The following is a 12,346-nucleotide window of genomic DNA, read 5'->3' on the forward strand; positions in this document are numbered from 1 at the left end:
CTTTATATGTACGAATTTGTTTTCACTCATATATTCCCAGAACCCAGATAAAATAAAAGCTACCCGATCTTGCTGCGGCAGCCTAATAGTGGTGCTTATTCTGAATCATGCTGCCAGTGACTTGTACGACAAAAAGGAGCTGCCACGAGGCAAGCTCCTTCACTATCGTTATACAGACGATTCTATGAATAAGTATCTCGATTAATTTTGGATGGATTACTCTGCTTGATTAATCGATAAAATGCACATATTGCAGGAACCTTTTTAGTATAACCGCTGCCTGCGCCCTCGTTACATACTCCCTCGGGGCAAAGCGTCCGTCTTCCATCCCGTTCATAATGCCGTCTTCCGATGCTCGGACTACCGCAGCTTGCGCCCATGAAGAAATGGAGTCTCGATCCGTGAAAGCATCCAGATGGCCTCCCTCTTGCCCATCGCTACCGGTTCCATGGCTGGTGAAGGTTAAGGCGCCAGCAATCACAACGGCCATTTGCTCGCGGGTAATTGGGTCGTTAGGCGCAAAACCGCCGGGACCGATGCCGCTTACCAGCCCGCTAGCCACTGCCGCATTTACTGCAGATGCATACCATGCGGATGCAGGGACATCCGCAAATCGAACACCAACCTCGCTCTCCTTCACGGATAACCCTAGCCCACGAACGAGCAAGGCTGAGAATTCCGCTCGTGTAATGGTTCCCTCTGACTCAAAACGGTCAGCCGCCACGCCGTTCACCAGCAGCTTGGACGCCAGATGCTCCACATCCGCTTTCGCCCAGTGTCCGGATAAATCGGAGAACGTTCGGGCTTGCACATTTACGACTGTGTACAAGCTGTTATGTGGCACGTTCAGAATCGCTTCGTTAGTGCCGTCTGGACCGGTTTCCATCTTTGACGGAACAAATACGACGGTTCCATTTCCCGGGATATACTGAACGGCAACCAGGTTACGGTTCGTCTTCTCTCGGTCCAACTTAATGGTCCGGATCGAGTACGATCCACCAAAGTCGTGCACCTCCAACATTTGCCCGTTTGTTTCGACCATCACCTTGTAGTCAATGACGTCGGAGAAAACAGCAAAACCTTGGGAAACGCCGATCCGATCGATCTCTTGTCGAATATGCTCGCTGGCCAGCACCTGTATGATGTTCACGGTCATATTCGATATTTCCGCGTCGAGACGCTCCGCCAAGCCGATCAGATCGATCACGCTTAACCGCAATTGGTAGCTAGAATCGTTCAACCTCACCTCGATAATTGTATTAGGATAAGCTTTGACCATATCCGCGATCCAGTCAGCTTGAAACTGTGCCTGTACTGCTTGCTCCCGATTGCCGATTGTAATGCTGACAAACGGTTCCTTCGCATCTTTCAGGAGTTCCAGCACTTGCTCCCTCGTCCGTTCGGGGAGGATGACTTGCTCGATCACCGTGCCGTCCGAACGCTTGACTTGTTTAATGTCGGATGGATCGACAAGAGTTGTAATCCTGCCATTCGGATTTAACTTCACAGTCGTCCCCGATGTGACCGGTCGATTGCCGTTATCCGACGAAGACGGGGTTGAGATCCCAGTAACAGTGATGGTTTTCACTGCTTCATTGCCTGCTTCGTCTAGGGCATAAACGGTATAGTCGCCGTTGGCAGTAATGGTGAATTGAGGTGTGGCCAAAATATCGGTTCCTTTCGTTCCGCCGGCAAAATCAACCCCACTAAGACTTCCAGGCAGCCAACGGAGCTGCGTCAGCGCATTTCCCGCAGCTGCGCCGTACACGCTTGCAGTCACACTGATCGCTTTACGTTCCGATCCGTTCGGTGCAACCGTCAGGGCAACTTCGGGCGGTATCGCCACGATACGTATTCCACTCGCGTCCGGTGCTACGTAAGTTAGCGAAGCCGGGCGTCCGCTGGAGGTGCGAACGATGCTTGCACCGTTCGGGAGCTCCAATGATGCAGCAACATTAATTCCGTCAACATCCGCGAGCCCAGCAGGAACTTCGAATTCGAAAGTAAGTTTTCTCACTGCCTTGCCGCGCGCTCCCATATATGGGGCATATACCGTCTGAGTGACGGAATTGTCTCCAACCATGATGGGAACGACCGGTGTCCCGGTCACGGTTACTTCGTATCCATAAAATACCGTAAAGCGAAGCGTGTCGCTCGTACCGTACAAATCATTGGCCGATGCGGTTAGCACCATCCCCACCCAAGCGGCTTCAAATATCGCCATAGCGTCGTTCAAACTGACAGTAGCTTCATCCAAACGAGTCTGAGATTGATTTACCGCATCGTCGGCAATAGCCTGCGCTGCATCTATCGCGGTCTGCAGGGCAGAGCGGTCTCCTGCTGAAGTCTGCCCTACATCCGTACCTTCTGGATGATCCGTCAATGCCTGCTGCGCCGCCGTGATCGCCGCGCCAAGCGCAGTCCGAACACCCGCTTGTATAACAGCAGCAGTAAAGACTTGAACCGCTGAATTTAACTGGTTAACGGCAGTATCCAGTTGATCCCGCGTGTAATTGCCCGCATTATCAAGAATCTGCTGCGCCGTATCCATTGCAGTTTCCAGTGCGGTGCGAGTTCCTGCCGAAGTCTGCCCTACATTCGTACCTTGCGGATGATCCGTCAACGCCTGTTGCGCCGCCGTGATCGCCGCGCCAAGCGCAGTCGGAACGCCCGCTTGTATAACAGCAGCATTAAAGACTTGAACCGCTGAATTTATCTGGTTAACGGCAGTATCCAGTTGATCCTGCGTGTAATTGCCCGCGTTCTCAAGAATCTGCTGCGCCACATCCATCGCAGTTTCCAGCGCGGTGCGAGTTCCTGCCGAAGTCTGCCCTACATTCGTACCTTGCGGATGATTCGTCAACGCCTGCTGTGCAACCGCGATCGCCGCGCCCAGCGCCGTTGGAACACCCGCTTGTATAATAGCCGTATTAAAGACTTGAACCGCTGAATTTAACTGGTTAACAGCAGTATCCAGTTGAGCTTGCGTGTAATTGCCGGCGTTATCGAGAATCTGCTGCGCCGCATTCATCGCAGTTTCCAGCACGGTGCGAGTTCCTGCCGAAGTCTGCCCTACATTCGTACCTTGCGGATGATCCGTCAACGCCTGCTGCGCCGCCGTGATCGCCGCGCCAAGCGCAGTCGGAACACCCGCTTGTATAACAGCAGCAGTAAAGACTTGAACCGCTGAATTTAACTGGTTAACAGCAGTATCCAGTTGAGCTTGCGTGTAATTGCCCGCGTTATCGAGAATCTGCTGCGCCGCATTCATCGCAGTTTCCAGCACGGTGCGAGTTCCTGCCGAAGTCTGCCCTACATTCGTACCTTGCGGATGATCCGTCAATGCCTGCTGCGCCGCCGTGATCGCCGCGCCAAGTGCAGTCGGAACACCCGCTTGTATAACAGCAGCATTAAAGACTTGAACCGCTGAATTTATCTGGTTAACAGCAGTATCCAGTTGAGCTTGCGTGTAATTGCCCGCGTTATCGAGAATCTGCTGCGCCGCATTCATCGCAGTTTCCAGCACGGTGCGAGTTCCTGCCGAAGTCTGCCCTACATTCGAACCTTGCGGATGATCCGTCAACGCCTGCTGCGCCGCCGTGATCGCCGCGCCAAGTGCCGTCGGAATGCCCGTTTGAAGAACGGCGGCATTAAAGACTTGAACCGCTGAATTTATCTGGTTAACGGCAGTATCCAGTTGATCCTGCGTGTAATTGCCCGCGTTATCAAGAATCTGCTGCGCCGCATTGGTTGCGGACTGCAGTGCGGTGCGCGTTCCCGCTGACACCTGCCCCACGTTCACCCCTTGCGGATGATCCGTCAACGCCTGCTGCGCAACCGTGATCGCCGCGCCAAGCGCAGTCGGAACACCCGCTTGTATAACAGCAGCATTAAAGACTTGAACCGCTGAATTTATCTGGCTAACGGCAGTATCCAGTTGATCCTGCGTGTAATTGCCCGCGTTATCAAGAATCTGCTGCGCCGCATTGGTTGCGGACTGAAGTGCAGTGCGCGCTCCTGCTGACACCTGCCCCACGTTCGCCCCTTGCGTATGATCCGACAACGCCTGCTGTGCCGCTGCGATCGCCGATGCCAACGCCGCGGGATTGCCGGCTTTGACAATTTGCGCATTGAATGCCGCGATTGAAGAGATCAGAGGAGTTGCGGCGTTAGCCAGGTCGGAAGCGATGGTGGCATTCCCGATTCCGTCGATAAAAAGCATGGCTGCGTCATAGTCTGCCGATAAGTCGTTGTAGGCATTGGCCGGAACTTGTCCTACGCGGGTGCCCACCAGATAACTTTTTAACAACAACTTGGTACTAGAGACCGCTTGAAATAATGCCGTTCCGTCCACAAACGTATGTCCGTTGCTCGACGCATAAACGGCTGCGGGAGAATTCGCAATTCCGAATATTTTCAGATTGCTCGGATTACCCGCAAATACACCTGTCCCAAAAGTTGTTGCATCGCCTAACACAGTTATGCTTGTCAAGTTGTTATTATAGAATGAGCTACTGGCGACACTCGTTACGCCGGCCGGGATGACAAGTTTCGTAATGAGATTGGTGTCGAAAGCCCCGCCATTAATCGTCTTCAAATTTTCCGATAATTTAATCGATGTCAATTTATTCATATAAAAAGAATAGTTGCCGATCATCGTCACACTATCTGGAAAAACGACTGTTGTAAGCGGATTGTTCTCGAATGCGCTTGAGCCGATCGTTAACAAACCGTCTGGAAGGTCTATGGAAGTGAGGCTAGTATAACGGAATCCATACGTTTGAATTACCTTCACGTTGTTCGGAATCACGACGCTCGTAATTCTAGGTTTGCCCGTACCGTACGTATCAAATGCTGATCTCCCAATTTCGGTTACCGTCGTACCCGCGTACTCAGCGGGAATAACCACATTCAGATCCGTACCCTTGTAGTCCGTAACCGTTGCGCCATTGGAACCGACTGTAAAAGTAAAGTCGTTCTCAGCTGCATAAACAGGTAGAATCTGCGAGAATGAAGTCCCGAACGTAAATAATGCAATTAATAGACATAAGACTGATTTTTTCATGGTTTTTCTCCTTTACTATAACGCTTGAAGCGAGATGATGAAGAGCAGAAAATTGTCGAATGAGCGGGATCGGGATAGGTTTCTGCAACTGGATGGCAACTACATTTGATTATAAAGAAGGCTAATAAAAGAATAATGAAAAATAAGCCAAATTCGCGCAGTATCATGGAGATAGAACAAGGAGCAAGATCGCTGTGGATCTTGCTCCTTGTTTGTTCTATTTTTGTCCGTTGAAAATAATATATTAGACTGGCATCGTTGATCTAACGTGATTTTCCAATTGAAGAAGCTTCAGCTTTTAAATTATAAGTTTTAGACTGATCCATTAAGAGAAACAGCGGCTGACCAAGACTTGAAAAATACAGCGGTAACCTGTCTCCTCTTTGCAACTCCATTCAAAACACCCCTTCAACCCAACCAGATGCATAATAGCTTTATTTACCATTAAAACCCTGATTTTGGATGTAGAGAAAAGTTATAACTAAACTATGCTGCCAGTTAGTTCAACAGGCTGCCGAACCATTGCTGTCGGCAGCCTGTTTCATAGAGCTATAATTACATACCCGCGAGTTACCCTGGAATACGGACATACGCCATCCGCGGCTCTCACGAGCTCTTCCGCCTGGTCCCGCTCGACTCCGTCCAAGTTCACGTGCAACTGGGCAGCTAATTCGAATCCGCCGTCGAAAGCTTTGCTGATGCTGACATGCGCGGTCACGTCCGTTCCCAAATTCAGCGCGCTGTCATAACAAGCGGCGTACCCGGCCGCGAACAGCTGCTCGGGATTCGTACCCTCCTCCCCGTTGCCGCCTAGCGCTTTAGGCATGCGCACATTAGTTGCTTCATGCGATATCATTCCCTCCCACTGTATCACTAACACTCTTCTTGACAAGTGTTCAACCAATTTATATAATTGACCCATCAATCGTTGATATATCAATTAATATTAAAGGTAGGTGGGATAGCTTGAAAGATTCAATGGATAATTCCATTATTGATAAACTTCAAAACTTCTATATCCAGCTTATCTCTCAATTCGGACACTGTACCGGTGTAAGCCCATCGAGATTTCGGCTATTGCACAAACTTTACCATGTCGATGAAATCAATCAGACCACTTTACAAAAAGAGTTGCAAATCGATAGTGCCGCAATTACCAGGCATTTGAAACAACTTGAGGGGGATGGTATTGTCACACGACGCATTAATCCAGATGATAATCGCTTCACCTTGGTGAGACTTACCGAACTTGGCCGACAGGAAATCGTTGCTTACCGAGAAGAAAAGATCCTTTTTATGGCACAGCTGCTGCAAGGTTTTAGTGAGGAAGAACAGAAACTTTTCTCACAAATGATTGAACGCATGCGAAATAATATTACTAAAGGGAGAAATGAAGAATGAATACAGCATTAACCACAAACGATTTTAATCAAATTGTTGCCGGGCGCCATTCCATTAAAAAATACGATCCTACTGTTAAAATCAGCCGGGACGAAATGACGGAAATTCTTAGAAAGGCCACCTTGGCTCCTTCTTCCGTCAATATGCAACCTTGGCGTTTCCTAATAATTGAAAGCCCCAAAGCCAAAGCTATCCTTGCCCCCCTTTCACGCTTCAACCAAAGACAAGTCGAAACCTCCTCCGCGGTTATCGCCATCTTCGGTGATTTGAACAGCATCAACAATGCAGAAGCGATTTATGGCAAAGCCGTGGAACTCGGGTTTATGCCTATGGAAGTAAAAGAAAAGCAATTGGCGGCTATATCCAAGTATTATGAACAAATGACCCCAGAAGTAAACAGGGAAACCGTGCTAATTGATAGCGGGCTAGTATCCATGCAACTAATGTTAGTTGCCCGTGCCCATGGATATGACACCAACGCAATCGGCGGATATGAAAAGGACAAGATTGCTGAAGCCTTCGGACTAGACCCGGAGCGCTACGTTCCAGTCATGCTAATATCGATCGGCAAAGCTGTAGACAATGGTTACCCATCGGTTCGTTTGCCTATCGATCAGGTTACAACTTGGAAGTAACACTAAATTCATGCCTATTTCAGAGGAGATGTGTCAACTGTGATTATTCTACATGCTAATTTACAAGTAAATCCGGCCAGAAATGACGATTTTTTACGGGAAGTCAAAGCGTTGGTTGCCGCTTCCAGAGTCGAGGACGGTAATATTGCTTATAACCTGTATTTGGACATTGAAAAGGAATGCACTTACACAATGGTGGAAATATGGGAAAACCTTGACGCAGTTGCCTCACACAATAAGTCCGATCATCTCAAAACTTTCGTGAGCCGAGCACGGGAATTTCTTGCTGCTCCATTGATAATCAAGTCGTACAAGGGGGAGCCTCTAGAGACTCCTACCCTTTAGTTGTTAAAGTATTAGTAAGGCTGTAGATTGGACAGCAGCCTATAGGAGAGGATGATTCCGCATGACGGATGCAAATCAATTATTTGGACAAGCCCTAGTAAAATCGCTGGTCGGGGAACGCGGACATATTCCTATTGCCCGCGCTTTACCGGACATTGATGCCGAACTGGCTGGGCGCGTACATGAAGCCATGCCTTATAGTATCTATCAACTGTTGAGACACATGCATTACTGGCAGCAATTCATGCTGGAGCATTTGGAAGGACGTAAACCGCAGCTCCCAGCTAACGTCATGGGAAGTTGGCCGGAAGAGACGAGCCCTCAAGATGAGATGTCTTGGCAAACTGATATCAAGATGTTTCTGGAAGGGGTCGACCGGGCTGTCACCATTGCAGAAACAGCACAACTGGACGAACCACTTCCACATTTCCCCGTTGAAACCCGAGCAGGACTGCTGCGCAATATCGCGTCCCACAACTCATATCATCTGGGCGAAATTGTGTTGCTGCGCCGCTTCTACGGCGCCTGGCCTCCGCCCGGAGGTGGCTTCCCGGCGTAAACCGTTTAAAGTTTAGCCGATCTACAGGCTGCCGATTGTTGCTGAAGCGCATCAGGGCTGTGTTGAAATATCGAGCATTCCGTATCAAGTAACAGCGTTCCGAATCCGACTGCCTAAATAAAGAACACATGCAGCCTTCTTCCATCAAAAAAAGGAGACCCTCTGACAAAAGGTCTCCCTATTCTAAATTCTGTTATTTGGTTTCTTCACATGAAGCAAGTTCATGATCATCGTCACAGCCTCGGCTCGTGTTGCCGTTTCGTTCGGTACGAACTTATTGTCCCCACGTCCCTCTATAATGCCTACTTGCTTCATCGTGGAAACCGCTCCGTGAGCCCATGCTGGAATCTCACTGTCAGTATACAAAATTTACATTTTGGACATTGCTAGAACTTAATAAAGTCTGAGTCATATTGATTATTTCCAGTGAATTATCAAATCCTACAACAGCTTAGCACGAGAAATGTAAAAAAGATACTTGCATATAAATGCAAGTATCTAATCAAAAACTGTCCCCAGATTCCCTATCAATGAGGCACCGTTACTAATGTATATCCCTTCTTTCTTATGCCTTTAATAATATCCGGTAAAGCCGCTATGGTAGATGGATGATCATGCATGACGATAATGCTGCCAGATTGAACTTGGGATAATACACTTTTTACGATTTTGGAAGGGTCTGTTGTTGCCCAATCTTTGGGATCTTCATTCCACAGCACCATTTGCATGTGGTGTTCTTCCGTTAGAAGCTTGGTATCGTTGTTATAGGCACCATAGGGCGGACGAAATAATGTGACCGGGTGCTTATCGAACTTTACAAGTTTATTTAGACCGCTATTAAACTCATTTTCCTGTTCGTCATAAGTCATTTGAGTCATGTGAGGATGCGTGTCCGAATGATAACCAACTTCATGACCCTCATACACAGCTTGGGTCACAGACTGCGGAAAAGCAGCCGCATTTTGTCCAATGAAGAAAAAAGTGACGTGTATGTTCTGTTCCTTCAGAACTTTGAGTAGTTCCTCCGTATATTTCGTCGGACCGTCATCAATGGTTATGGCCACCTGACCTTTTCCAACCGAATAAATGGGCTTTAAGGCTGATTTCTTAGTCTGCTTCTTCTCATCTGATACCACGGGTTCTTCCTTTGGGGAACCTACCTCAAATCCAACCGGCTCCTTAATCGGGTTAGAAGCTGATGTATTGTTCGCAGGAAGCACGCCAGTATCGGAAACAGGTTTAGTTGCAAAAGTCGGATCGGGAGAAGCCGCGGGACTTACTGAAGCAAGGGCATTAGGAATGTCGGGAGTAGCAACTTGCTCACACCCCGTTAACAAAAGAATAGTAAGCATACTAATTATTGAGCACCAAGAAAGTTTCATATTCAACCTACCCATGTAATATTGGCTGTAAATTATATTTGAGAAAAGCCCATTCTATGATCCATAAGTGACTTTTACTGTTAGTTATGAATATCTTGAAAAGGTACCACTAACATAACATAGCTAAGTTAAATTAGGATTAAAGTTAAATTAATTATCTATTTCTAATAATGAAAATTAGTGCTATGTTACAAGAAAAAATGCTGCTGCCTCGATGGAGAATGAGTTGGATTTAATTAAAGAAGCTGACGTTCACCAGTATCGGCTGCTTTTTGTATGTGATCAAGGAGTTTATGAAGTTTTACCGCATCGTCAAAACTAGGAATACGTCGGGTTCCCTCCATAATATCCTTTGCAAATTTCTCGAGAGCTTGTGCAACATTGAAGACAGGTCCGCCAGGGATCGTATCAGGCACCCAACGGTAATGATCCGGAATGGTTAATTCAGCGAGTGAAGACGAGTTCTCCCGATTGGCAAGATGCATTCCTTCAACTTTCAAATCCCCCCATTGAAGCTGAGCATGAGTACTTTCATTAGACAGTACAATTACGCCCTCCGTTCCAAAGAATTCTAACGAGACTCCTGTTCGATAGGGTACGCCCCCCTGTACATGAATAGAGACGGTTGCTCCGCTTTTTAATGTTCCATTAATTAAGATTTGATCTACAGTCGTCTTCTCAATGATTTCACCGGTTTCCTGCACTTTCGCTTGTTTAATTTGATTAGCTATCGTAGCCGATATCTCTTTAAAATCGCCAACAGCATAACACAGTGCATCTATGGCATGCCCTGCATTAATCGTCAATAAGTTTGCACCATTGGAATGGTTCAATAAATATTTAGAGGCTTCATTCGTTGTACCGCCCTTTGCAGTTGTAAAGACTTTCATATGACACGACAACACTTTGCCGATATATCCCTCAGCCACCAGGTCTTTCACAAAGTTAACTTCAGGAGATTGTCGGGCTTGTAAACCAACCGCATGATGAACCTTTTTGGCTGTAGCTAAATTATTCATCTCAATGGCTTGAGAAGTGTTTAAGCCCAAAGGCCATTCACAATATACATGTTTACCGGCATTGAGTGTGGCCATGACCGCATCGTAATGATCAGGAACCTTCACACTCGCAATAACCATATCCACATCCGGGTCGTTGGCTAGTTCGTTTGAATCCGCATATGCATGTGGAACTCCGAATTGGGAGGCACTTTTCTCCGCACTTTCCATCCGGGTTGTACCGATTGCCGTAATTTTAAATTTCGAAAGCCGTTGTAATGCAGGAATGTGAGTTGAACTAGCCCACTGGTTGTTAGCCGATCCCCCGATTACACCGACACGTATTGTCTTATCCATTTATTGTATAGCCTCCTTGATTAGGGTAGTTAACTAATGACCTGGCTGAGTTAAACGATTACTTCAGTTTCTTCTCCTCGTTTCCGTGTTCTTTCAACATACTGTAGTAAAAATTTCTTTTATCCTGTGCGGAGACCTTCACGACTTCCAATTGCGTTAGTTGTTGTTCCAGTTTCTCTATATGCTTACTTAAAATATCAATCCTTTTGTGAAATATCACCTTAACTTCAATTTCTGGTTCCTCTTGCGTCACATAACATCCCTCTTCCACAAACGTTGCGATGTCTTTTAGCTTCATCCCCGTTTGCTTCAATCCATGAATAAATTTGATAAATCGAAGATCTTGATCATCATATCGCCTAATCCCGTATTGCTTCCCATCCAGACGTTTGGGGTTAGGAACAAGACCTATTTTTTCGTAGTATCTGAGCGTATATGCTGTAATGCCCATTAATTTGGATATATCACTAATTGAGTACATTGTGGTCGGCCACCTTTAATTGACTGATAATCATTATTGTATTTGTTAGAGTATACTCGAAGTCAAGGATATTGAATAAATACTTCATCACTTTCACCAACAACCTTATAGGCATCGCTGTGATATGCTTTTTCTTTACATCCTTATCATAAAACAATGAAAGCGTTATGATAATTCTAATAATCTAAGATAAGTAGACGATTATAAGGTGATTCTTCTTTAAAAGTACAATCCATAATCCTACATGCTCATACAGATCACATGGGAGCCTAGCAAACCGTCATTACTATAGTGAGAAAAGGAGCCTGCCGAATAGCAAGCTCCTTCAATACAGGTTCCCAAAAATTTATAATAATTGTGATACCAATTCCATCCATTTATTGTTGATATATTCAACTATGCTGCCCGCTAACGGAGTGAAGGGCTACCACGCGGTAGCCCTTCAAATGTTTAACTATCGTTCTCCGTCCCTCAGTTTAATAATATTTCAATTAACTGGTTTGGATTATTAAATAAAAATGTTGGGTTTAGTGGGGAAAGCCTTTCAAGTTTACCTTCTCCCCAAAGAGCGGCAACACTAGTCATGTTTGCGGCATGTGTGGCTTGTATATCTGTCGGCTGATCTCCAACATACAAACACTCCTTTGGCTGTAAATTAAGTTTTTCAGCTAATTGTAGTAAAGGAACAGGATTTGGTTTAAAATCAAGACAATCTTCCTTTGCCAAAACTGCCTCAAAGAAAGAATACAAACCAGTGTTTCGTAATTCTGTCTCTGCATTTTGTTTTAATTTGGCAGTGACAATCCCAAGTTTATATCCATTTTCATGGAGAATTGTAATCATTTCCCGAATCCCAGGATATTCTTCAATCAGATGATTATACTTTCTATAATAGACTAATGTTTCTTCAATAATCTCTTCTTTTTCGGAAGATGATAAAAATGGGAATAAAATATCTAAAGCGTTAAACGGTTTTCCGAGTAAGAATTGTTTTTCAGTTTCGTTTATTTCTCGATTTAAGACTTTTTGAATCCCGTAATTATACGCTTCTGTACCCAGTCCCTCACTATTAATTAGAGTACCATCCAAATCAAAAAAAATACCTTTAAATCGGCTCATCTCA

General features: G+C 46.1%; 12 protein-coding genes. 4 read left to right on the top strand and 8 right to left on the bottom strand.

From position 1 onward, the window contains the following. Positions 1-229 precede the first annotated feature (229 nt). From LOZ80_RS12420 to LOZ80_RS12425, 3 genes are all read right to left on the bottom strand, one after another. Complete coding sequence (locus tag LOZ80_RS12420) at positions 230-5,065, bottom strand: S-layer homology domain-containing protein (protein ID WP_238171732.1); 4,836 nt, start codon at positions 5,063-5,065, stop codon at positions 230-232. 263 nt (positions 5,066-5,328) lie between these two features. Continuing rightward, positions 5,329-5,460 carry a hypothetical protein gene (locus tag LOZ80_RS39160; RefSeq protein WP_283214756.1) on the bottom strand — a complete coding sequence of 44 codons (132 nt, stop codon included), beginning with the start codon at positions 5,458-5,460 and terminating at the stop codon, positions 5,329-5,331. A 146-nt stretch (positions 5,461-5,606) separates the two neighbouring features. Continuing rightward, on the bottom strand, positions 5,607-5,987 hold the full coding sequence (locus LOZ80_RS12425) for an Ohr family peroxiredoxin (protein WP_238172968.1): 381 nt from the start codon (positions 5,985-5,987) through the stop codon (positions 5,607-5,609). A 56-nt stretch (positions 5,988-6,043) separates the two neighbouring features. On the opposite strand from LOZ80_RS12425, the gene LOZ80_RS12430 reads away from it, so the two are divergent. The 4 genes from LOZ80_RS12430 to LOZ80_RS12445 all read left to right on the top strand — a co-directional run bounded on the left by LOZ80_RS12430 (position 6,044) and on the right by LOZ80_RS12445 (position 8,005). Continuing rightward, positions 6,044-6,466 carry a MarR family winged helix-turn-helix transcriptional regulator gene (locus LOZ80_RS12430; RefSeq protein ID WP_238172969.1) on the top strand — a complete coding sequence of 141 codons (423 nt, stop codon included), beginning with the start codon at positions 6,044-6,046 and terminating at the stop codon, positions 6,464-6,466. Beyond that, a complete protein-coding gene (locus tag LOZ80_RS12435) occupies positions 6,463-7,101 on the top strand; it encodes a nitroreductase family protein (RefSeq protein WP_238171733.1) in 639 nt (212 codons plus the stop codon). Before LOZ80_RS12430 ends, LOZ80_RS12435 begins: the two co-directional genes overlap by 4 nt. A gap of 39 nt (positions 7,102-7,140) precedes the next feature. Continuing rightward, positions 7,141-7,446: a putative quinol monooxygenase gene (locus LOZ80_RS12440; protein WP_238171734.1), complete on the top strand. Its 306-nt coding sequence runs from the start codon at positions 7,141-7,143 to the stop codon at positions 7,444-7,446. 61 nt (positions 7,447-7,507) lie between these two features. Next, positions 7,508-8,005: a DinB family protein gene (locus LOZ80_RS12445; protein ID WP_238171735.1), complete on the top strand. Its 498-nt coding sequence runs from the start codon at positions 7,508-7,510 to the stop codon at positions 8,003-8,005. Positions 8,006-8,188: 183 nt separating this feature from the next. On the opposite strand, the gene LOZ80_RS12450 is transcribed toward LOZ80_RS12445, so the two are convergent. The 5 genes from LOZ80_RS12450 to LOZ80_RS12470 all read right to left on the bottom strand — a co-directional run bounded on the left by LOZ80_RS12450 (position 8,189) and on the right by LOZ80_RS12470 (position 12,342). Continuing rightward, positions 8,189-8,371 (bottom strand): S-layer homology domain-containing protein, encoded by a 183-nt coding sequence (locus LOZ80_RS12450; RefSeq protein ID WP_283214757.1) that lies wholly within the window; start codon positions 8,369-8,371, stop codon positions 8,189-8,191. A gap of 161 nt (positions 8,372-8,532) precedes the next feature. Further along, entirely contained in the window at positions 8,533-9,357 is an 825-nt protein-coding gene (locus LOZ80_RS12455) for a polysaccharide deacetylase family protein (protein ID WP_238171737.1), read from the bottom strand. Between the two features lie 266 nt (positions 9,358-9,623). Beyond that, on the bottom strand, positions 9,624-10,742 hold the full coding sequence (locus tag LOZ80_RS12460; RefSeq protein WP_238171738.1) for a Gfo/Idh/MocA family protein: 1,119 nt from the start codon (positions 10,740-10,742) through the stop codon (positions 9,624-9,626). Between the two features lie 58 nt (positions 10,743-10,800). Further along, complete coding sequence (locus LOZ80_RS12465) at positions 10,801-11,223, bottom strand: MerR family transcriptional regulator (protein ID WP_238171739.1); 423 nt, start codon at positions 11,221-11,223, stop codon at positions 10,801-10,803. A 471-nt stretch (positions 11,224-11,694) separates the two neighbouring features. Further along, positions 11,695-12,342, bottom strand: a complete 648-nt coding sequence (locus tag LOZ80_RS12470; protein WP_238171740.1) for an HAD family hydrolase — start codon at positions 12,340-12,342, stop codon at positions 11,695-11,697. Positions 12,343-12,346 lie beyond the last annotated feature (4 nt).

This window comes from Paenibacillus sp. HWE-109, assembly GCF_022163125.1.
GTDB lineage: Bacteria > Bacillota > Bacilli > Paenibacillales > NBRC-103111 > Paenibacillus_E.